This window comes from Thalassoglobus sp., from assembly GCF_048270125.1.
Taxonomy (GTDB): Bacteria; Planctomycetota; Planctomycetia; order Planctomycetales; family Planctomycetaceae; genus Thalassoglobus.
Genome location: NZ_JBLWTN010000013.1, coordinates 23,192 through 44,370 on the forward strand (window position 1 = coordinate 23,192; position 21,179 = coordinate 44,370).

18 protein-coding genes are annotated in these 21,179 nt (G+C 50.6%); 10 read left to right on the top strand and 8 right to left on the bottom strand.

Features of this window, described 5'->3' with window-relative positions:
* Positions 1-30: 30 nt before the first annotated feature.
* The 3 genes from prmC (at position 31) to ACN0YR_RS15030 (ending at position 3,578) form a co-directional block, all read left to right on the top strand.
* Positions 31-930: a peptide chain release factor N(5)-glutamine methyltransferase gene (prmC, locus tag ACN0YR_RS15020; protein ID WP_417850059.1), complete on the top strand. Its 900-nt coding sequence runs from the start codon at positions 31-33 to the stop codon at positions 928-930.
* A gap of 61 nt (positions 931-991) precedes the next feature.
* Positions 992-2,314, top strand: a complete 1,323-nt coding sequence (gene murA, locus ACN0YR_RS15025) for a UDP-N-acetylglucosamine 1-carboxyvinyltransferase (protein ID WP_417850060.1) — start codon at positions 992-994, stop codon at positions 2,312-2,314.
* Positions 2,315-2,450: 136 nt separating this feature from the next.
* Positions 2,451-3,578 (top strand): peptidase, encoded by a 1,128-nt coding sequence (locus tag ACN0YR_RS15030; protein ID WP_417850061.1) that lies wholly within the window; start codon positions 2,451-2,453, stop codon positions 3,576-3,578.
* Positions 3,579-3,631: 53 nt separating this feature from the next.
* On the opposite strand, the gene ACN0YR_RS15035 is transcribed toward ACN0YR_RS15030, so the two are convergent.
* The 3 genes from ACN0YR_RS15035 to ACN0YR_RS15045 form a co-directional block, all read right to left on the bottom strand.
* Positions 3,632-4,411: an enoyl-CoA hydratase gene (locus ACN0YR_RS15035; RefSeq protein ID WP_417850062.1), complete on the bottom strand. Its 780-nt coding sequence runs from the start codon at positions 4,409-4,411 to the stop codon at positions 3,632-3,634.
* A gap of 129 nt (positions 4,412-4,540) precedes the next feature.
* On the bottom strand, positions 4,541-5,080 hold the full coding sequence (locus ACN0YR_RS15040; protein WP_417850063.1) for a type 1 glutamine amidotransferase domain-containing protein: 540 nt from the start codon (positions 5,078-5,080) through the stop codon (positions 4,541-4,543).
* 47 nt (positions 5,081-5,127) lie between these two features.
* Complete coding sequence (locus ACN0YR_RS15045; protein ID WP_417850064.1) at positions 5,128-6,465, bottom strand: sulfatase; 1,338 nt, start codon at positions 6,463-6,465, stop codon at positions 5,128-5,130.
* A 197-nt stretch (positions 6,466-6,662) separates the two neighbouring features.
* On the opposite strand from ACN0YR_RS15045, the gene ACN0YR_RS15050 reads away from it, so the two are divergent.
* On the top strand, positions 6,663-8,081 hold the full coding sequence (locus ACN0YR_RS15050) for an NAD-dependent malic enzyme (protein WP_417850065.1): 1,419 nt from the start codon (positions 6,663-6,665) through the stop codon (positions 8,079-8,081).
* A gap of 137 nt (positions 8,082-8,218) precedes the next feature.
* Here ACN0YR_RS15050 and ACN0YR_RS15055 read toward each other — a convergent pair whose 3' ends face one another.
* Entirely contained in the window at positions 8,219-8,437 is a 219-nt protein-coding gene (locus ACN0YR_RS15055) for a hypothetical protein (protein WP_417850066.1), read from the bottom strand.
* A 401-nt stretch (positions 8,438-8,838) separates the two neighbouring features.
* Between ACN0YR_RS15055 and ACN0YR_RS15060 the strand changes: the two genes are divergently transcribed.
* Positions 8,839-9,306 carry a DUF1579 domain-containing protein gene (locus tag ACN0YR_RS15060; protein WP_417850067.1) on the top strand — a complete coding sequence of 156 codons (468 nt, stop codon included), beginning with the start codon at positions 8,839-8,841 and terminating at the stop codon, positions 9,304-9,306.
* A gap of 333 nt (positions 9,307-9,639) precedes the next feature.
* Here ACN0YR_RS15060 and ACN0YR_RS15065 read toward each other — a convergent pair whose 3' ends face one another.
* On the bottom strand, positions 9,640-11,676 hold the full coding sequence (locus ACN0YR_RS15065; protein WP_417850068.1) for a serine hydrolase: 2,037 nt from the start codon (positions 11,674-11,676) through the stop codon (positions 9,640-9,642).
* Between the two features lie 282 nt (positions 11,677-11,958).
* Between ACN0YR_RS15065 and ACN0YR_RS15070 the strand changes: the two genes are divergently transcribed.
* On the top strand, positions 11,959-13,917 hold the full coding sequence (locus ACN0YR_RS15070; RefSeq protein WP_417850069.1) for a Na+/H+ antiporter NhaC family protein: 1,959 nt from the start codon (positions 11,959-11,961) through the stop codon (positions 13,915-13,917).
* A 285-nt stretch (positions 13,918-14,202) separates the two neighbouring features.
* On the opposite strand, the gene ACN0YR_RS15075 is transcribed toward ACN0YR_RS15070, so the two are convergent.
* Positions 14,203-15,393, bottom strand: a complete 1,191-nt coding sequence (locus ACN0YR_RS15075; protein WP_417850070.1) for an amidohydrolase family protein — start codon at positions 15,391-15,393, stop codon at positions 14,203-14,205.
* Positions 15,394-15,494: 101 nt separating this feature from the next.
* The gene (locus ACN0YR_RS15080; RefSeq protein WP_417850071.1) at positions 15,495-16,013 is read right to left on the bottom strand and encodes a hypothetical protein; all 519 of its coding nucleotides are present in this window, start codon (positions 16,011-16,013) and stop codon (positions 15,495-15,497) included.
* A gap of 80 nt (positions 16,014-16,093) precedes the next feature.
* On the opposite strand from ACN0YR_RS15080, the gene ACN0YR_RS15085 reads away from it, so the two are divergent.
* From ACN0YR_RS15085 to ACN0YR_RS15100, 4 genes are all read left to right on the top strand, one after another.
* Positions 16,094-16,864: an alpha/beta hydrolase-fold protein gene (locus tag ACN0YR_RS15085; RefSeq protein WP_417850072.1), complete on the top strand. Its 771-nt coding sequence runs from the start codon at positions 16,094-16,096 to the stop codon at positions 16,862-16,864.
* Between the two features lie 221 nt (positions 16,865-17,085).
* Entirely contained in the window at positions 17,086-17,667 is a 582-nt protein-coding gene (locus tag ACN0YR_RS15090; RefSeq protein WP_417850073.1) for a DJ-1/PfpI family protein, read from the top strand.
* Between the two features lie 267 nt (positions 17,668-17,934).
* Positions 17,935-18,384, top strand: coding sequence for a DUF423 domain-containing protein (locus ACN0YR_RS15095; RefSeq protein ID WP_417850074.1), 450 nt, complete (start codon positions 17,935-17,937; stop codon positions 18,382-18,384).
* 114 nt (positions 18,385-18,498) lie between these two features.
* A complete protein-coding gene (locus ACN0YR_RS15100) occupies positions 18,499-19,374 on the top strand; it encodes a hypothetical protein (RefSeq protein WP_417850075.1) in 876 nt (291 codons plus the stop codon).
* Positions 19,375-19,514: 140 nt separating this feature from the next.
* On the opposite strand, the gene ACN0YR_RS15105 is transcribed toward ACN0YR_RS15100, so the two are convergent.
* Positions 19,515-21,050: an AAA family ATPase gene (locus tag ACN0YR_RS15105; protein ID WP_417850076.1), complete on the bottom strand. Its 1,536-nt coding sequence runs from the start codon at positions 21,048-21,050 to the stop codon at positions 19,515-19,517.
* Between the last annotated feature and the right edge of the window lie 129 nt (positions 21,051-21,179).

Below are 21,179 nucleotides of genomic sequence, written 5' to 3' on the forward strand. Positions count from 1 at the left end.
TCATGAAGTTCGTTCAGGGAGGACAAGAATGTGGCGGCTGAACAGATGACGACTGACGATCCATGGACAGTGCGTCGAGTACTCGATTGGACAATCGGCTATTTGAAGGAAAACAATTGCGAGAACCCTCGACTGGATGCCGAAATTTTGCTGGCACATGCTCGCAGATGCCAACGAATTCAACTCTACACGCAGTACGACCAACCGCTTTCTGATAACGAACGAACACTCATGCGTTCGCTCGTCAAACGCAGAGCAGCTGCCGAGCCGGTCGCATATCTGGTTGGTCATCGTGAGTTTTTCAGTCTTGAGTTTGAAGTCGCTCCTGAGGTCTTCATTCCTCGCCCCGATACCGAAACGCTGGTTTCACTCGCGCTCGACCTTCTGAAACCATTAACGTCTCCCCAAGTTCTCGAGCTCTGTACCGGAACCGGTTGCGTTCCGATTGCCATTGCGAAAAACCATTCGACCGTCGCCGTCACGACGGTTGAAAAGAATCCGGCGCCATTTTCTGTTGCTCAGAGAAACATCGAAAAGCATGCACTGACTGATCGGGTCAACCTCCTTCGAGGAGATCTCTTCGAACCGATTGAACCACGAAAGCAGTTTGACATCGTGGTCAGTAATCCGCCTTATATTCCCAAGGCGGAGATTTCAACTCTCGATGCGGATGTTCGCAGCCATGAACCGCACGAAGCACTCGACGGCGGTGAAGACGGCTTCGACATCATCCGGCTGCTGGTACAGCAATCCCCGGATTATCTGAAAACTGGCGGCTGGCTGATGTTTGAACTCAGTCCTGAACAGGCAGAGACCGCATGTCAGCTCATGCGTGAGCGGGGTTATTCTGACGTCCGCAGTGAAGATGACCTGTCCGCACAGCCAAGAGTCGTGCTAGGATGCTGGCGAGGAAGTTCAAGCCAGGGATGAAATTCATCAGGTGCTGGCGATTCGTCGCTTCGCAGCAAAACATCATACTGATTCATAAAACATGGACGTTTTCAAAATTCAGGGCGGAACTTCGCTGTGCGGCACGGTTGCTGTGAGTGGATCGAAGAATGCGGCATTGCCGATGATGGCAGCTGCTTTGCTGACTGATGGGAAAACGATTCTCAACAATGTCCCCGATCTCGTCGACGTGCGTACTCTTTCTTCACTGCTGACTTCTCTGGGATGTGAGATGACGAGACACGCTAATGGCAGTCTCTCTCTCGAAGTTGTTGATGAATCTCACTCAGAAGCCGACTACGAACTTGTCCGAAAAATGCGGGCCAGTGTCTGTGTGATGGGACCACTCCTGGCGCGGCGAGGACATGCCCGCGTCTCTCTCCCCGGTGGATGCAACATTGGACATCGACCGATTGATATTCATCTCCGTGGCTTCGCTGCGCTGGGCGCGCAGATCGATATCCATCAGGGGGATATCATCCTTCAGGCAACGCAACTTCGTGGAGCCGATATTGATCTCGCAGGACCGAATGGGAGTACTGTGACGGGAACCTGCAATCTGTTAACAGCTGCTGTTCTTGCACAAGGAAAATCGAGACTCACTTCAGCAGCCATGGAGCCCGAAGTCGTCGCTCTGGCTGACCTGCTCAATGAAATGGGTGCCAAGATCTCTGGGCAAGGTACCCCAACTCTTGAAGTTGAAGGTGTCGCGGAGTTGAGCCCGACGACACAGACTGTCATTCCAGACCGAATCGAGGCGGCGACTCTGATGATTGCCAGTGCCATGACTCGCGGGAAACTCACAATTCAAAACGTCAATCCTCTGCACTTGTCAGCAGTGACGACTGTCTTGCAGGAGATAGGAGTATCGATTCACGAATCGGGTGTCTCTCAGTTGGAGATCGCGTGCGAACGGGAACTCTCGCCAGTGAACATCACCGCCCTGCCCTACCCCGGAATTCCGACCGATATTCAAGCTCAACTGACAGCGCTTTTGTGTACTCTTCCCGGCCGCAGCGTGATCCGAGACCAGGTATTTCCAGATCGGTTCATGCACTGTGCTGAGCTGAACCGAATGAACGCAAAAATTCGTCAACAGGGGGATCGTGCTTTAATCACAGGTGTGGCTCAGCTTCAGGGAGCACATGTGATGGCGAGTGACTTACGTGCGAGTGCTGCCCTTGTTCTGGCAGCTTTGGCGGCCAGGGATGAAACGGTCATCCATCGTATTTACCACCTCGACCGTGGCTACGAAGCCCTGGAAACCAAGCTGAATCTTCTCGGCGCGAATGTGACTCGATGCCGCGAAGAAGATGCCCAACGACGTTCGCCGAGTGAACGGACGAACCTTCGTCGGTCAGCGTAATGAATTTTGCGACCGATTGAAGTACATTGGACTCAGCATCTTTGTCCTGTTTAATCAGGAGTGCAACGAGCACCTTCGCGACTTCAAAACCTGCTCGCAGCGAGGAAGGATGTGAAGACCAATATTGGATTTGCTCATGGCGACTCGACGCACATTTCTGCAAACGACGACGGCCTCTCTCTTCACTGGTGGGGTAGCTCCCGCGATTCTTGGCGCTGCAGACAAAGCTGATGCAAAACGCCCCGTTATCGGCGAAGGCGATTTCCAATTCGAATGCCATCACAATTGGGGAAGCGTTCCAAAGCATATCACCTGGAGAAACACACATGGCGTTGCCATTGATCGGGAAGGGTTTGTCTACATCACTCATCAGGGCGATGTGAAGAGTCCCTGCGATACCGTCGTTGTTTTTGATCCGGAAGGAACATTTGTCCGCTCCTTTGGAAAAGAGTTTGCCGGAGGCGGTCATGGAATCGATATCCGCAGGGAAAACGAAGAAGAGTATTTGTACTTGTCGGACATCTACAATCGACAGGTCATCAAGTGCGATCGACAGGGAGAATGGGTCTGGAAGAAACGCTATCCCCGTGACGCTCATCTCTATTCCAGCCTGGAAGGTTTTCGCCCCACAAACGTTAGCTTTGGGCCGACGGGCGACCTGTATGTTGGAGATGGATACGGTTCGCATCTGATCCATCAGTACAACAGTGATGGAAAATGGATTCGCTCCTGGGGAGGAAATGGTGCACAAGCCGGGAAACTGAAAACACCGCATGGTCTGTGGCTGGATGCTCGCCCGGGACGCGAACAGATGCTTGTCGTTGCCGACCGGGCAAATGCGCGGCTGCAATACTTTTCACTCGATGGACAACCTGTCGAGATTCTTCAAGGTGTGCGTGACCCTGAAAAATCTGGGGAAACGACGACATTGAAAGACGAAGCAGGACGCGATGTTACCGTCAAGAACGTCGATGGTCTCAGCTTCCCGGCAGATATCGACACCTGGGAAGAGTTCATGGTTGTCCCGGACCTGCACTCCAGAGTCTTGCTCTTTGACACAGAAAACAATCTTCTCGCCAATTTGGGAGGTGATCCTGCATGGACAGAATACGTCCTCGATGGCATGCAGGTTCGGAAGCAACCTGACAAATGGAAGCCTGGGAAATTCGTCCATCCTCACGATGCCTGCTTCGACGAGGACGGAGATATGATTGTCACGGAATGGGTGGAAGCTGGTCGTGTGACGAAGCTTGAGTGGGTATGAGAAAACGATTCCACTTCAATTGACGCCTGAAACTTGAAGTCTCCGGCGAAGTTTTACTCTTCCCACTGGGGCGTTCTCTTCTCCAGAAATGCAGACATTCCTTCTTGTGCATCGTGCTGTAAAACGTTCTTTGTCATAACGTCGACTGCCTGATCGTATGCGTGCGATTCATCCATGTTCAGTTGAGCATAGAATTCCTGTTTCCCGATTGCCAAAGTTTGGCGACTCGAAGCAACAATCGCTGAAGTATATTCCTTGACCGCATCATCCAGTTGATCGACCGGGACAACAGCATTCACCAATCCAGCAGCGAGTGCTTTCTCTGCTGAGATCGGCTTGCCGGTTAAGAGCATTTCCATCGCGATTTTCGGAGCAACGTTGCGGACCAACGGGACCATTGGCGTTGTGCAGAAGAGTCCAATCTTTACTCCTGGAGTTGCAAATTGTGCCTGGTCACTTGCGACGGCAAGATCGCAAGCAGCAACCAGTTGACACCCCGCAGCCGTTGCAAATCCCTGTACTCGAGCAATGACCGGCTGTGGAAGCTTGCGCACGAGTTGCATCACCCGAGCGCAGGTGGAAAACAGTTTTTGATACTCTTCCTCTGAGCAACCTTGCATCTCTCCCAAGTCATGCCCTGATGAAAAAACCGGCCCGTCCGAAGCAATCACAACCGCTCGCACTGAACGATCTTGTGAAATTTGCTTGAGTGCTTCTTCAAGCTCCTGTAAGAGCGAAAGCGACAATGCGTGACGTCGTTGCGGTCGGTTCAGCCGGAGTGTTGTTACACCTTCGTTTGCCTCAACGATCAACTCGCTGATCTGTGCAGTCATTCCTATCCTCTTGTGGTTCATTTAAGCTGAGTTGATGTTCTACGACGTTTACTGAGCAGGTCAGTAGACACCTACCCGGATTCCAAATTGGTGGCGATTTTATTTCGAAAGTAGACGGTTGGATTCCTGCTACAGGCTTTGGTCTTGCAGGAATTCGATCATCGCTCGGCAAAAGTCTGGCAAATCGCCTGGCTTGCGGCTGCTGATGAAGTGTCGATCAACGACAACGGGGGCATCTTCCCAGATCGCGCCGGCGTTCACGAGATCGTCTTTGATTCCGGGCGATCCAGTCACACGAACGCCTTGATAAACTTTCGCAGAGATCGGCATCCATCCGCCATGGCAAATCGCTGCGATCATTTTTTGTTGCGTATGAAACCCGTGGATCAGGCTGAGCACTTTCGGGTCTCGTCGCAGTTTGTCCGGCATAAACCCACCGGGACAAATCACCCCGTGAAAATCATCGATTTCCATGTCATCAATACGAGCTTCAGACTCACAGGGATACCCATTCTTCCCAGCGTACACGACGCCTTCTTTCTGACCAGCGATAGTGACATGTGCGCCAGCTTCTTCCAGACGCAACTTCGGATACCACAGTTCAAGATCTTCGTAAATGTCACCGACAAAACAGAGGATCCGAGTTCCGTGAAGTGGGAGGCGAGCCATTGTCTTTTCCTTGTTAGAGTATTTTCACTGCTTGTTGTTTCCTCACGTTATTGCCACGGAACTGTTCCGTACCGTTGAATCTCTGCTCTCAGGGCTGCACTCAGTTCATTAAAAATTTTGGGAGCTTTCTTTGAGAGATTATTCTTCTCTAGCGGATCGTTTTTGAGGTTGTAGAGTTCGAGTGGCTCGAACGGGCTGTTCTGAAGAAGTTTCCAGTCTCCGCGGCGGACAGCCTCGATTGTTTTTCCGGCATAACGAGCCCCACCTTCACGACGACGAAAGAACCACAGATCTCGCAATTCTTCCTGCTTCTTCCCCAGACAGGTCGGCAGAAAGCTCTTGCTGTCGAGGTTCAAATTTTTGTCAAGTTTTACGCCGGCCGCTTCACACACTGTGGGGAAAATGTCCATTGTCAATGCTCGGAACTTGCTTTTGGTTCCCGGTTGAATCTTCCCTGGCCAGCGGACTCCACAAGGCACCTTCAGGCCCCCTTCGTACATACTCTGCTTTCCGTCTCGAAGCGGACCGTTGTTAGCTCCGACGTTGATTTGCCCGCCATTGTCGGAGGTAAAGACCACGATTGTGTTTTCGGCTTGTCCGGTTTCTTTCAGGCAGGCCAACACTTTTCCAATGCCCTCGTCCAGGTGTTCGATGAGGGCGACCAGTTTCGCACGTTGGTCAGAAATCCCCTGCTCGCGAGCTTTGACCTTTTGAAACCACTCCTCCGGCGGTTGAATCGGAGTATGTGGGGCATTGTAAGCGAGATATAAAAAGAATGGCTCGGTGCCGTCTTTCTGTTCACGTATGTATTCACAGGACCAGTCCGTAAAGAGATCGGTTGCGTGCCCTTCTGGATCGATTTCCTCCGTCCCCTGTCGCATGTAGTTGATTCCATGACGACGGTGATTGTAATAATCGTCCATCATGTCTCCCAGATACCCCTTGAAGAAATCAAAGCCGCGATCGGTTGGGCGGTCAGGCGATTCCAATCCCAAATGCCATTTGCCAACAGACGCTGTGTTGTATCCGTTCTTCTTTAAAACAGATGGAAGAAGCACCGCATCGTCAACAAGGTTGCCCCAGCTATTTTCGGGATGTGTCCGAATCACACCGGGGACGCCGACCATGTCTTGATATCGACCACTCAAGAGAGCTGCGCGCGTTGGCGAGCAAACTGGACAATTGGCGTAAAATTCGGTGAAAGTCATCCCTTCAGAAAGGAGCTGGTCCACGTGCGGCGACTTCAGGTCTTGAGCCCCGTAGGAACTCAAATCCCCATAGCCCAGGTCATCAACGAGAATCACGAGAATATTCGGGCGTTCGTCAGCTTGTGAAACCTGAAGGCAGGGAGCAACGCATAGGATTGCAAGAATCTGTTTTAACATCGCTCGACTCAATCGGAGGTGGTGTTCTTAATTCTCTTCAGCTTTAAGATTGTTGCAGATCGCTCCGTGGTTTTGCACCGCATCGAAAAAAATTCATTGGCAGTTCCTCAATGATTTTATGTTCGCTCGTTTCCTTTCAAATTGTTTCTCCCTAAACTTTCAGAAACGGATTGTCACTTTTCTGAAATGGTCGATCAATGAGTCACTACAGCCCTGCATACAGTATCACGATTCGTCTTCGTTATGGCGACTTACCTGGCGGACTGGGGAAAATCACGTCTGCGATTGGAGATGCAGGAGGCTCGATTGGAGCGATCGATATCGTCAGCAGCCTCGACGGAGCCATCACCCGCGACCTCACGGTTCAGGCCACGGATGTCGAGCATGGAGAAAAAATTGTTGAGAAAGTTCGTTCACTCGAGGGAGTCGAAATTTCAAATGTTTCGGACCGAACATTTCTCATGCATCTGGGAGGAAAGATTGAAGTCATCTCGCGTGTTCCCGTCAAAACACGCGACGATCTTTCAATGGCCTACACGCCGGGAGTTGCCCGGGTTTGTCAGGCAATCGCTGAGGATCCCGATGCGTCGTTCAATCTGACAATTCGTCGAAACACCGTCGCAGTTGTGAGCGATGGGACAGCTGTCCTGGGGCTTGGAAACATTGGTCCCCGCGCCGCAATGCCGGTGATGGAAGGAAAGGCCCTCCTCTTCAAGGAGTTCGGAGGCGTTGATGCGTTTCCGATTTGCCTGGAAACGCAAGACGTTGAAGAAATCATCAAAACCGTCAAGTATCTCGCACCGACGTTTGGTGGCATCAACCTTGAAGACATTTCCTCACCGCGATGCGTTGAAATCGAAGATCGACTCAGAAAAGAACTCGAAATCCCCGTATTCCATGACGATCAACACGGGACTGCTATCGTTGTTTTAGCAGCGTTAAAGAACGCACTGAAAGTCGTCGACAAACAAATTTCAGAGCTGAATGTCCTGATCAACGGGGCTGGGTCTGCTGGGGTGGCGATTGCGAAATTACTTCACTCTGTCGGAGTGAACAAGATGATCGTTTGTGACAGCAAAGGAGCGATCTCCAAAGAACGAACGAATGATTCGAATACGCTCAAAGCCTGGATTGCCCAAAACACCAACCCGGGAAACCAGACTGGAACGTTGTCCGAAGTCATTTCCGGAATGGACCTGTTCGTCGGAGTCTCGGTTGCCGGCGCGTTGAAACAGGAAGATGTCGCTAAGATGGCGAACGATGCAATAGTCTTCGCGCTTGCGAATCCTGATCCTGAAATTCTGCCAGAAGATGCCACTGATAACGTCAAGGTGATGGCAACGGGACGCTCGGACTACCCCAACCAAATCAACAACGTTCTCTGTTTCCCCGGTCTGTTCCGTGGTCTTCTGGATGTTCGAGCCAGAGACATCAATGCAGAAATCAAGATCGCAGCAGCAGACGCCATCGCAAGTGTGATTGCAGATGATGAAGTCCATCCGGACTATGTGATTCCGTCTGTGTTTGATCGCCGCGTCGCGACAGCCGTCGCTGAGGAAGTTGCTCGCGTCGCGACCGAAACTGGCGTCGCACGTAAGGGAAGGCCGTCACAATAAACGTGGTTGGCAGCTTCGCCAGACACTTGGAATGAAACGAAAGTGGGGGCAATCCCGATATGGGAAGCCCCCCGAATTCGCAAGTTTCTTAAGAAGCAGAAGCTTCTGTGTTGAAGAACACCTCTACGGTCTTGTTCTTATCGGCGGCGTTTTTGAGCAGCCTTCAGACCTTTTGCGATGATGTCCATTGCATCGGCTGCGGAGTAATCTTCGAGGGCATCGAAGAAACAGGCGAGCACTCTTTTTGTTTCGGCGGCGTTGATTTGCAACTTCGCTGTATCAGCCTTTCCAGCGACGGTGTCGTAAATCTCAGTCAACGATGGGCTCTTCTTGGCAGCAGCTTTCTTCTTCGCCATCTGATTTTCCTTCCTCAAATGTATTAAAAAAACGAGTCAAACGGACTGTAGTTGTTCTTCACTGAGGAATTCAACATGAAGAATTCAGTTCGTCTCAAATCTTTTGAGAAAGGAATGCTCGATAATTGGTTTCTTCACAGCGTGATTGCCAAGATTCAGTGGTAAGTTTTGCTCGCTGGTTCGTTCTCAGTGAGGATTCAATGATCGAAGAGGAGTCTCACAGCATTCTGTGGATTGGTGTTCGGGTTCTGCCTCGTGGCGAACATCGATTTCATTGGTGTAACGCGTTCTTCGCGCGTACACAGTAAAGTAAACTGCTCAGCCGGTTTGTTGTTCTCTTCAGTTTCACGTTACTATGAAACAGCAATATAAAATCGAATCAAAAGTCAGAGAAGAATCCCATGAACACAAAACCAGAAGACGTTTTCGCTGTGCTGGTCGGCTCCTGGAGAGGGACTTGCAAGACTTGGTTTGAACCAGACGAGTTGGCGGATGAATCAGCGGTCGAAGGAAAATTTGAGCTGATTTACGGCGGTCCGTTCGTGCGCCATACATACATTGGAGAGATCGAGAAAAACCTGAGATCAGGCGAAGAGACTCTCGTCTTCAATAAGGCTTCGTGTAAATTCGAATCCGCCTGGTTAGATACTTTTCACATGAACTACGGAATCATGCGATCTGAGGGTGAAGCGACCGAATACGGATTTTCAGTCTTCGGAAAATACCACGTCGACACGAAGCATCCACCTTGGGGATGGAAAACTGTATACGAAATTATCGATAATGATCATGTAACGATTACCGCATACAACGTCACTCCAAATGGTCAGGAAGCGAAAGCGGTCGAGACCGTTTACGAACGAATCTAGAGCAGTTTGCTCTACCGTGTGCCCGTGAAGAACGTATTTCTCTAGAACCAGTCCGAAAACCTCTGGAATAGCCGCTTTCCTCAACGTTTGAGAGAGCAATTTCAAGTTTCAGGATCAGTTCTAGTAAAATGCTGTTCTCCACGAGGCAGAACCTGCAAACCAATTAGAAAGATACTCTAAACCGCTTGTAGTTGAGAGCGTCTTCAATAACGTCTTTCCATGAAGGTCACCTTCATGAGTTCATAGATTGCTCACGATGAGGCAGAACGCACAAGACCAACATCGAATTTGCCCTGATCCGTGTGGGAGAAGTGTAGATCGAAGCTGGCTGTATCACTTCGCAAGTTCATTCCAGGCCCAGCGGAACAGGTTCCGTGTGTCAGTATAACGTGCATCAGAAGAGGTGGCTCCTAGGACGATCGAGATCAACTTTTGATTGTCTCGCTCGCCGAATGAAACAAGACAGGCTCCGGCGGGGCGAGTGGTTCCGGTTTTCATTCCGAGGTAACCGTCAATGTTGAGGAGCTGGTTTGAATTCGTCCAGAGTTCGTAGCGAACATATCCACTGGCACCCTCAAGTCGTCCGATGTGTTTTCGCGTTTGCACATACGGAAGCAGCATCCCATCTTCAGCGATGGCGGATGCGAGACGAAACAAATCCTGAACAGTCGTCTTATGCTCTTTGTGTGAGAGACCATGTGGATTGCGAAACTGAGTATTTTCCATCCCCAATTTTTTCGCCACGCGATTCATCTCAGCAACGAATTTCACAAGTGAATCTTCAGTCTCGGCATCCTCTTCCGGAGCTTCAAAACGATTCCCCAAATGCTCTGCAAGAACGACAGAAGCATCGTTTCCGGAAGGCAATAATAGCCCGTAAAGCAGATCGTGAATCGTCAGTTTTTCACCGGTCTGCACTTTGGCAGTTGAACCAGGAGTGTTGGCTGCGCGGCTGGTGACTGTCACGATTTCATTAAGAAGCGCCGGGTCTTTACGGACTTGCTGAATCGTGATGTATGCGGTCATCAATTTGGTGGTACTCGCGTTTTCGAGTCGCCTTGTTGGATTCGCACTGCCAATGATTTTTCCTGAGTCGGGATCACCGACGATCCAGGCTTTGCAGGTGACAAACGGGATTCCCTCCAGTGAATCCGACTCAGCCTTCTTGCGCAGCTTCATGTCGAAATCGTCTGGATTTGTGATTACGAGATCGCTGGTGATGAGCGGTCCAAGTGCTTTCCAAACTGCGGCATCCGCGACTCCGCTTGCTTGCAGATCTTTTGATGATTGAAAGTCCATCACGGCTGACTTGGTCGATGGACCAAAATCGCCATCGACCGCTAAGTCCGGTGAGGGAACCATCCGGTCGTTCAACGTTCTCTGGAGTGCTTCAACGAGCCAGCCCGTTGCTCCTTCACGAAGTTCTTGTGGTGCTGTTTCGTCAGGAATCAAGTCTTTATTGAAATGATCGAACGCACGCTTGGAGATGCTTGCCATGAACAGATCGGTTGTCTTTCCAGCGGACCAGGAGTCACGATTCCCCTTGGCGGTGAGAACGACGACAACAATCGGACCACTCGGAGATTCAATAATCCCGGCGACAGTTCTCGCGGTGCTGATCGAGCCGGTCTTCTGCGCGACGACTGTTCTCCTTGGGAGAAAAGGAGGGATGCGATCCTGGTTGATGCACTTCCGCATATGCTCCAACATTTCTTTGTTGAACTCTTCGTTTGCGAATTCTGACTGACTGAGTTTCTCCAGAATGCTCATTGTTTCACGAGCAGTTGTACTTCCCAATCCATATTTCTTGCTACGTTCAGGGAAGATGGTTGTGCTTGATCCGCGATAGACTTTCGAATGGATTTTCGTTTCAGGAAAGCCAAACTCTTCCATCGTGTCCGAAACTGATTTAAGTCCGACCTGATCAATCACCAGATTTGTGGCTGTGTTGTCGGAGTAGGCCATCATGAGTCGAATCGCATCTCGAAGAGAAAGTTGCATCCCGGGGCTGAAATGAGTCGTCAAGACTCCTGAGCCGGGAACTTTGTCTTCCTCTTTCAGCGTAATCAGCGTTGCGAGGTCGAGCTTCCCCGCTTCAACTTGCCGGTAGGCTTCGATCATGATTGAAATTTTAATCAAGCTCGCCGTTGGCATTGCCTCGTCGGCATTAATGAGAACCGTCTCACCACTCGGAATATGTTTGACAGCAATTCCGACCTCACCTTCAAACGATTCCACCAGGCTGGTCAACGAATCTTTCAGGGGGCTGGAGGCTTCATCCGGCTGAGCGATCACTGAAGCACTGCTCAAAGCCAAGAACGAGAACAGAACCGCGAAGACTAAATTCCGCATGGGGAGAATGGACGGCATTGATGACCTGCTATGAATCAATTGGAACGGGAGTCATTTGATTTGACACGATTCAGTATGAAGAACAGATTGTTTTATTGCGACCGCGTCACGCTCGCAAGTCTGCGGTACATTCAGTTGAGAGTTGAACAGGAGCTGGATGAGAGACTGAACGGAGATAAATTTCTCAGCAGAGATGGCGTTGTTGAAGTCCGGCAGATTGCAGTATAAACCGTACGGATTGATTCGCGTGGCTTCGCAGCCCAGCCACGTTGAAGTTCTCGGTTGTTAGATGGATCACTGATGCACGCACTTCATGAACGACAAAATTCTGCAATGCTGATCTCACGAGTCGTTCTGCTGCTGCTCTTCTTTTTGTCGTTGTTTTTAACTCAATCAACTTTTGGAGCTGACGAAAAGAATAGCCCTCGGTTTCGAGTCGAATCACCTAAGGTTCAGTTGAATGGGCTTCCGATTCCGCGTCTGCGGATCGTCGCCTTGACCGAAGAAGGTGAAATCGACACATCGTTTAACCAGCAGGCTGTGATCAAAGGAGTTCAACTGACCGAAGGAGGAAGTGAACGTCCGCTGCCGGAATTTGAAGCTGGAGTTCTGGAAGTTCGAAGTAATTCTGAAAAGGATCAGCGACTCATTCTCGTCGGTTCCAGTATTTCGGTGGCAATGAATGAGCAGGCCACGGCTGTCATTTCGCCCGTGCAAACTCGTCCCGGTTGGGTCAGTCTGATTCCTCCCCTTGTTGCCATCATTCTGGCAATCTGGTGGCAGGAAGTGGTTGGTGCGCTGTTTCTGGCTTCACTCGCTGGCATGATGCTGCTCGCCACCAATCCATTTTCAGGCATGATCCAGGTCATCGATCCGCTCATTCTTTCGAACTTAGCAAGCCGCGGGAACATGCAGATCATTCTGTTCACGATGTTTCTGGGAGCCATGATCGGGATCATGTCTGGAAGCGGTGGGACGCAAGCACTGGTTGAGAGACTGACAGTTTATGTGAGAAATCGCCGGCATGGGCAACTCATGACCTGGCTCCTTGGTTTGATGATTTTCTTCGATGATTATGGCAACACGCTGTTGGTCGGCAGCACGATGCGGTCGATGATGGATCGGTTAAAAATTTCTCGTGAAAAGCTGGCCTACCTTGTCGATTCGACAGCTGCACCGGTCGCGGGGCTGGCGCTAGTCTCAACTTGGGTCGGTGTTGAACTCGGATATATGCGCACCGCGTACGAAAGTCTGGGCCTCTCGACAGGTGAGATTTATCAAACGTTCATCGCGACGATTCCCTATCGGCTGTACCCGTTGCTGACGCTGATCTTCGTCGGGCAAATTGCCTGGACGGGACGCGACTTTGGGCCGATGCTGAAAGCGGAGCAAGACCGACAACACGACAATGATGAATCAACTTCTTCTGTGAAGGGTGATTTCACAGATGGTTCGAAGCCTATGATTCGTCATGCTCTGATCCCGCTTGCAACGCTCTGTCTCTGCCTGGGAATCGCACTCTATCATGATTTCGAAGAATCCAGCCGCGCTCTTTTACTTGCTTCGACGGGGGCAGTCTTCGCTGCAGTTCTCAGTGTGGTCATTTCTCGATCGTGCTCACTTGGGGAGACGATGAAGATGGGGATTGATGGCATGCAGCAAATGTTGCCAGCAGTTGTCGTCCTGGTGCTCGCCTGGTCGATCGGAACCGTTTGCAATCCAGAACACCTCAACACCGCCGGCTATCTGGTAGACTCTCTCGGCGATCATCTTTCTCCGCGCTGGCTTCCATTGATCACATTTCTTCTGGCAGCTGCCGTTTCATTCGCCACGGGAACATCATACGGAACAATGGGACTATTGATTCCGTTGGCGGTTTCGATCGAACTTCAACTCCTGCTTGGGCTTTCGATTCCGTTTGAAGAAATTGGCAATCACCCGCTGATGCTGGCAACAATTGGCTCGATTCTCGGTGGCGCAATTTTTGGTGATCACTGCTCGCCAATTTCAGACACAACCGTCCTTTCATCTGCAGCAACCGGATGCGATCACCTTTCGCATGTCCGTACGCAACTTCCTTATGCTCTCACGGTGGCAACCATTGCAATTTGTCTCGGTTACGTCCCCATCGCATTGGGGATTTCCCCGTACATCTCCATCATCGCAGCAATCGTCGTGCAGTGGCTGGTACTGAGAATCATCGGTCGTGAAGTCGAAGAAGCGAACAGTTTAGAACCAGTCCGAAAACCTCTGAAATAGGTGCTTTCCTCAATGTTTGAGAGAGCAACTTCACGTTTCAGGACCAGTTCTAGATACCGCGAACATTTCGTCGGGCGTTTGAAGTATCTGGTGAAACCTCATCCGTATTCGAGATAATCGAACGCGTTTCTTTCTTGGAATTTTCATTCCGTTTCTTGCTGCCGTTCTCACAGCAGGACTGTTCGCCACGTGCCAGATCGCGAACACCATTTCGAAATTGTGATAGCGGCCTCAATCAGCCGCATCCCTTTAATCGCAGGCCCACAAGGACAAGGCTGTCTCATGTCAGCGGTTCATCGCTTCCTTAACACCTGGGATCAGTCGTTCAGCATTTTCGTGATAGATCTTTTTTAGAACCTCATCTGGCAATCCGATGCCGTAGATGTTCCAAAGACCTTGCGGTGGAAATGGGTTGTCTTCGTATGGAAAGTTTTCGTCGAAAGTCTCCAGAAAACGAAAATGGGGGATCAGCTCGGACATCGGAGGGACGCCATCGGTCCCGAAGAGAATTCGATCAGAATATTCGAGGAAGAATTTCCGAGCCGTGTAAGGCTGCCGTCCCAGCTCTGCAACGCGAGCTGAGATTTCGACATTCATATTAGGATATCGATCCAGATACGTTCCCAACTTCGCCAAGTCTTCCGGAATGTCTGCCATGTGCGCACAGATAAAAGATGTCTCTGCATGCTTGGCAATCACTCGATTCCGGCCATCGATTAATTCCTGATGACTCGGAAATTGCTCGCCATAAAAACTCCATTCGGGGTGCCGATACAACTCTTCCCAGCGTTCGTTCCGTTCGTCAGTCGGGCTGAAAAAAGAAATGGGATCGGCACAATGCCACAACACCGGAATGTTGAGCTCAGCTGCCCGTTCCCAGACCGGATCGAATCGAGGATCGTCCGGCTTGATGAGGTTCCCATCAAGGTCTTTCAAGTACAGGCCAAGAGTTTTCAGCAGCTTCAATCCCTGTGCTCCCTGACGAACTGCTTCGGTCAGCTTGTCTGCCATCTGCACTCCGAACCCCGGCTTGTGGACATCCCAAGTCTCCGGTTTATCCGGGGCTCCATCTCCGATGTAATCCATGCGGACAAAAACAATGAATCGATTCGGATGACGTTTCGCAAGCAGCTGATAATGGTCCGCAAACGACGGCCCCGCTTTGCCATCCAGGCTGACACTGACAGCGATGTTCGCTGCGTCCATCGTCTTGACCATTTCGTCGATCTCTTCAACGGAAAGTTTTCCCGGGTGCGAATGGACGTTCACACAAGGAAATTTTGACTGCTGAAGAATATGTTCCTTGACTTTCAGAACCGGTGTCGGACGAAACTCATCGAGATAAATTCGTCGTGGACGTTCGGGGACTTCGTCTTGAGAAAATGCAGTGGCGGGAACTTGAAGAGAGAAGCATCCGACGAAGAGAAAGAGAGCGAAGGGCTTCTGCCATCTAAAGAATTTCAACATAGCGGTCATTAGAGCATCTTTTGAATTGGTGTTTAGGTTCCGCCTCGTGGCGAACAGCAATTTGATTGACGAAACGCGTTCTTCACGGGCACACGGTAGAGCAAGCTGCTCTAATACCAGTAGTTCGTGGGTGAATAGGTCTGAATCACATAGCGTCGCAACTGTAACAGTATGACAAGAATGACTCCTTTGACCAGCACGAGCGGAGCTGACTGAACGTATGCCTCACGAAAGTCTGTCAGCCCGAACAGCAGAAATGCCACGGCATACGCAATCTCCCAGCGAGTCTTCCCTCGCTGGAAATATCGGCGTGTCACAAGAATCGCAAAGACCACCCACGCGATCCCTTCAAACAGGTTGAAGCTCCGGTAGATCTCTCCCCAGACTCCGACCGAATCTGGATCGTAGACCCACCAGGGATCGGTCCAAATTGAATCTGGAACAATTTTGAAGTCTCCTTGCATGCAAGATCGCTCCATCTGTCCTTTTGAGGAGTAGAAAACTTGCGAGAGTATCCGCAACGCTGACCTCGCTCGTAACTCGCACTTCCATAACTTCGCGGACTGTCCGCGGACTGTTCGCCACGGGGCAGATCGGAATGACCAATATTGGATCTGCGCCAGTAACATGTGGTACGATACCACCTTCGAAACCCTTTGAGTTTTCTCGGAATCTTTCCAAAGAATCAAACATGACAGCAGGAACAAAAATGACAAGTCCCAACATGCAACCGTTCCTCAGAGAGCTCAAACGGTTCGGGAAAACATTGTTCTTGCTTTCGTTCCTGCTGGTCGTGTGTCAACGAGGGCTTGCTCAGGAGACTCGGGAGATCACTTTAGAGAAAACCTTGACCACAAAGTTGAAGTATCAATGTTTCGTGACGACTCCGAAGGGGTACGAAGACGACACTGCACGTGACTGGCCGATGATTCTGTTTTTACATGGGGGTGGATCGCCGAAACCGGAAGAGCTGAAGAACTCGATGGGTTGGTTGACGGACTTACCAGCAATCGTTGTTGTCCCAATTTGTCCACCTTCAGAAGAGGGATGGCAATTTCAAAATTGGAACTGGAAGATGCTCGGGGAGCTGGTCCGCGAGATCGACAAGCAATATCAGGTTGACCCCAAAATGCGGTCCGTCATTGGCTTCAGTATGGGAGGGTCAGGCGCGTGGGAACTTCCGTTCCATGAGCCGCAACTTTTCTCGAAATCGGTCGTGATCGCCGGTCTGTGTCATCCGTGGTCACTACGGCACTTCCCCAAAATCCCGGTCTGGGACTTTGTAGGAGAGAAAGATTACATGCGGAAGGAACAGGAAGAGACTGTCAGCTCCGCTCGCAGGTTTGGAGTGGACGTTGTTCAGACGACATGGAAAGGGGCCGATCACGGCGGGATTTTCAAGAATGCCAAGTCCTATCAACGAATGCTTGACTGGCTTGTTACCAACGAAGATCTGCGACGCGAAGAGGTACTGGAATAAGGGCCTCCAATTCCACCGCCTGATAATCACAGTCTCAATCAACAGATTTCCCACGTTTCAGGTGACGTGAACTCTTACAGACTTCTCTTTTTCATTGGAGTTCGCTTCACGATCTGTTTCCCAGATGAGAAATGATTTTGACTGGATGTTGCGGACCATCTTGGGAGCGCTATGATACTGGAAACTTCACGCATTCTGAGAAGAGATCGAAAAGACCTGATATGGCTAAGCACATTCTTTTACTCGCTGGCGATTTCGTTGAAGATTACGAAATCATGGTTCCGTTCCAAATGCTGCAAATGCTGGGGTACACCGTCCATGCTGTTTGCCCGGAAAAGCAGGCTGGTGACCAGGTCCGCACGGCGATTCACGACTTTGAAGGCGATCAAACCTACAGCGAAAAACCGGGACACAATTTCACTCTCAACGCAACTTTCTCCGATGTGAACGCCGCCGACTACGACGCACTTGTCGTCCCCGGCGGGCGAGCACCTGAGTACTTACGACTCAATGAAAAGGTGTTGAGCATCGTTCAACACTTTGCTGAGGCGAATAAGCCGATTGCGGCGATCTGCCATGGGCTGCAAATCTTATCTGCAGCAGGCGTTCTCTCCGGGCGAACCTGCACTGCCTATCCAGCCTGTGGACCAGAAGTGACACTCGCTGGTGGAACCTACAAAGAGATTGATGTCGCCGCTGCCCACGTCGACGGCAACCTCGTCACTGCTCCAGCCTGGCCTGCTCACCCTGCGTGGATTGCAGAATTCGTCAAAGTCCTTGGTGCAAAAATCGAAATTGAGTAGAGCATTTGTAATGTTCCCTGCAATGTTTTCCCTGCTCGAGAAGATGACTTCTACGACAGCATCGACTGCTCGCGATGAGGCAGAAGGCAAACACTAATCCGAAAAATGCTACAATAAAACAGCCCCGATGATCGGGAATCAAATATCCCTTTTCGATCTCAACTGAATTGCAAAGATCGTTTCGCTTCACGTCATTCCATTTTCCAAATTCGGCGTTCGACAAGTCTGATCTGTTGAGCTGATGTGTTGAACTTAATGAGTCAAAGAATGTCTAAAGAATCAATTTTCTGGTTGCGTGTCGGCGCAGTCATGGGTTTCCTCGCTGTCGTTTTTGGAGCCTTCGCTGCACATGGGTTGGAGGAACCATTAATCAAACTGTATGGAGACCAAACGAAAAAAGTGATGGGAGTCGAAATCCCTGCCACCCAAAAATACCTCGCCGACTTTAAAACTGGTGCGGAATACCAGATGTACCATGCACTTGCCATCATCGCACTGGCGTTGGTTCCGGCTTCCATCGAAGGGCGCAGCCGAGACATCGCGGGGTGGTCTTTTCTGTTGGGGATTCTTCTGTTCAGCGGAAGCCTGTATGTTTTGGTTCTCACCGGGCAAACGAAACTCGGTATGATCACCCCGCTGGGTGGAGTCTTCTTCCTGGTTGGCTGGGTTGCCTTGGGCATCTCGGCTTTTCCTTCAAAGTCCCCCAACGAAGATTGACTCTGCTGGCCTCTCTCTTCTGATTCCTTAGAGAAGAAGAGATTTCCGGAGTCTCTGAGAATTGAAATTCAGGGTTCCAGAGCAGCTCCAACAATTCATCGAAAGATCAAAGCAATGCGCCGAAGCACGTTTCAATTTGTTATTGCGATCGTTGGCTTGTCGAGTTGTCTGCTGACGCAAGCGAATCGTGCCTACGCTCAAAAGGCGAATGATCGCCCCGAGTTGCTCACATTTTACGTGATGGGTGATATCCCTTATGCCCCTCGCGAAGACGAGATGCTGACTCAACAGATCGCTGAGCTCCCGGAAGATGGATCGTTCGTCGTCCATGTCGGGGACATCAAACGAGGGTTCATGCCCTGCTCTTCCGACGTCTATGAGCGAGTCAGCGGAATACTCCAAACGTCCAAAGCGCCACTCTTCATCATTCCCGGCGACAATGAATGGAACGACTGTCTGATTCCGTCGGCAGCCTGGAATCACTGGGAGAAGTACTTCATGCGGTTTGATCAAAACTGGCAACATAAATTGCCTGTTTTCCGTCAGTTGGTGCGTGAAGAGAACTTCGCTTTTACACAGGAAGGGATTCTGTTTCTGGGGATCAATCTGGTCGGTGGACGTGTGCATGATGCAGAGGAGTGGAAGTTGCGCCACCAACAAAATGCCGACTGGACAGCACAAAACATTGCCCGCTGTGGTGACGAACTGCGAGGGATTGTCCTCTTTGGGCATGCTCTCCCGAAGCCGGTTCACGATGACTTTTTCAATCCATTTAATGAGCAAGCCAAAGTCTTCGGCAAACCGGTTCTCTACATCCATGGCGACGGTCACAGATGGATCAACGACACTCCTTTTGATGCCAAAAATATTCAGCGAATCCAAGTCGATCAAGGAGGGATCGCCCCGCCTCTGAAAGTCACTGTCACCCGAAATCCAGAGCGACTCTTCCGCATCGACCGCCGCCTCCCAGCTGAACCAAATATCCCGTAACGGGAAAAGCGATCATTCCACAATCTCCCGGAGCGGTTCTAGAGCAGTTTGCTCTACCGTGTGCCCGTGAAGAACGCATTTCTCCAGTAAAAATGCTGTTCGCCGCGAGGCAGAACCTGCAAACCAATTCGTGAGATGCTCTAATCGCTCCTTGCATTGCCCATTATGACAAAAGGCTGTTCTTCGGCTGAAAACGGTTCTTGAATTTTGAGCTGATGTTCGAGGACGTCGACTGTTGCGTCAGAGGCATCGGTGTTCAATTGGTGTCGTTGCTGAATTCTCTCGCGAAGCACGTCGTGAGCAGCTTCGAAGTAATAAATCCTGAACGGAATCTCATTCTCTTTGGCTAACTGCATGAATGGACCGCGCTGCGTCTGCTTGAGGAACGTCGCATCAACGATGACGGAGAAACCGGTCTGAAGCGCATCATTCGCTGCTTCAAGAAGTCGTTCTTCCGTCTTCGCATTAGCGTATTGTGAATAGAGTCCCGTAGCGATTTCACTGGATGAGCGGTCCAATGGATTCAAACCAAACAGTCGCTTTCGCTCAACATCGGATCGAATGCGAACGAATGCTTCTTCAAGAACCAGTGGTTCGCTGCCGGTTGTTTTTCCACTTCCCGAAAGGCCACTGGTGATGGCCAAGGTTGGAGACTTCGACTGCGTATAGCGGTGAGCCAGCTTGATGTAACCATGGCACTCCTGTTTCAAGTCGTCTTGCTCTGCTGGAGAGAGATGACCTTGCTCCAGGCGGATCGCAGCCACCTTCGCACGCACCATTGAGCGGTAGACCAGATAAAATATCAAGACCTGCAATCCCGAATAGTCTCCTGTCTGTTGCAGGTAAGAATTGAGAAAACTTCGGGCGAAGTCTGATCGTTGGTGGTCATCTAAATCCATGATGAGAAAGGCAATTTCACTCATGACATCGATCTGACGAAGCTGTTCGTTGAATTCGAGACAGTCAAACGGTGTCAGCCGTTCATTCCACCAGACAATGTTTCCTAAGTGGAGATCTCCGTGACAATCGCGGACAAACCCGTTTTGAGAACGTTGGCGGAACGTCTCGGCGTGGTCGTGATACGTCGATGTCGTCCACGTTTGTATCTCATTCAGTGCTTGGCGAATGTCATCGTCCCAGTCGACCTGATTGAGATGCCGAAAGTTCTCCAGTGCAGGGAGATGAACTGCCGAATCGGGATCGGTCCCCTTGATGGGAGCCAAACCTGCTTGATGATGAAATTGTGCGAGGGATTCTGCAAAGTCGTTGAACTCGACATGTGTCAGCCGGCCACTTTTGAGCATTTCATTGCCCTGCTCCGCTTGAGGAAATTGATGCATCCGCACCGCTGACTCAACCCTCTGGCCGGAACTCTCTTCGGTTACTTTTAGTTGTGCCCCGAACTCCTTGATGGAAACGACGTTGAGATACAAATCGTTCGAGAAGCGTCGATTCAACCTCAATTCCTCTTCGCAGAAATGCCGACGCTGTGACTCTGTGGAAAAATCAAGAAATCCAAGCTCAACAGGTTTCTTAATCTTGTAGGCATATTTGCCAGTCAGCAAAATCCAGGAAATGTGCGTTTCCAGAAGCTCAATTTTCTCGACGGGGTGAGGGTACGCATCGCCAGACATGAGAGATTTAATCAATGGTGGATGATTGCTGGAATCTGTCATTTTCGGCCACCTGTTTCCTTCTGTAGCATTCTGTCGCATATTTCGAATCGTGCTCGCGGGTTCCCCAGGCAGACGAGAGAGCAAACTGGCTCATATAGGATCATTGGAAGGTACTCTTCGTCACTGGCA

Coding starts and splice junctions, on each gene's coding strand:
- murA (WP_417850060.1), top strand. CDS start 992: ATGGACGTTTTCAAAATTCAGGGCGGAACTTCGCTGTGCGGCACGGTT.
- ACN0YR_RS15030 (WP_417850061.1), top strand. CDS start 2,451: ATGGCGACTCGACGCACATTTCTGCAAACGACGACGGCCTCTCTCTTC.
- ACN0YR_RS15035 (WP_417850062.1), bottom strand. CDS start 4,411: ATGACTGCACAGATCAGCGAGTTGATCGTTGAGGCAAACGAAGGTGTA.
- ACN0YR_RS15040 (WP_417850063.1), bottom strand. CDS start 5,080: ATGGCTCGCCTCCCACTTCACGGAACTCGGATCCTCTGTTTTGTCGGT.
- ACN0YR_RS15045 (WP_417850064.1), bottom strand. CDS start 6,465: ATGTTAAAACAGATTCTTGCAATCCTATGCGTTGCTCCCTGCCTTCAG.
- ACN0YR_RS15050 (WP_417850065.1), top strand. CDS start 6,663: ATGAGTCACTACAGCCCTGCATACAGTATCACGATTCGTCTTCGTTAT.
- ACN0YR_RS15055 (WP_417850066.1), bottom strand. CDS start 8,437: ATGGCGAAGAAGAAAGCTGCTGCCAAGAAGAGCCCATCGTTGACTGAG.
- ACN0YR_RS15060 (WP_417850067.1), top strand. CDS start 8,839: ATGAACACAAAACCAGAAGACGTTTTCGCTGTGCTGGTCGGCTCCTGG.
- ACN0YR_RS15065 (WP_417850068.1), bottom strand. CDS start 11,676: ATGCCGTCCATTCTCCCCATGCGGAATTTAGTCTTCGCGGTTCTGTTC.
- ACN0YR_RS15070 (WP_417850069.1), top strand. CDS start 11,959: ATGCACGCACTTCATGAACGACAAAATTCTGCAATGCTGATCTCACGA.
- ACN0YR_RS15075 (WP_417850070.1), bottom strand. CDS start 15,393: ATGACCGCTATGTTGAAATTCTTTAGATGGCAGAAGCCCTTCGCTCTC.
- ACN0YR_RS15080 (WP_417850071.1), bottom strand. CDS start 16,013: ATGTTACTGGCGCAGATCCAATATTGGTCATTCCGATCTGCCCCGTGG.
- ACN0YR_RS15085 (WP_417850072.1), top strand. CDS start 16,094: ATGACAAGTCCCAACATGCAACCGTTCCTCAGAGAGCTCAAACGGTTC.
- ACN0YR_RS15090 (WP_417850073.1), top strand. CDS start 17,086: ATGGCTAAGCACATTCTTTTACTCGCTGGCGATTTCGTTGAAGATTAC.
- ACN0YR_RS15095 (WP_417850074.1), top strand. CDS start 17,935: ATGTCTAAAGAATCAATTTTCTGGTTGCGTGTCGGCGCAGTCATGGGT.
- ACN0YR_RS15100 (WP_417850075.1), top strand. CDS start 18,499: ATGCGCCGAAGCACGTTTCAATTTGTTATTGCGATCGTTGGCTTGTCG.
- ACN0YR_RS15105 (WP_417850076.1), bottom strand. CDS start 21,050: ATGACAGATTCCAGCAATCATCCACCATTGATTAAATCTCTCATGTCT.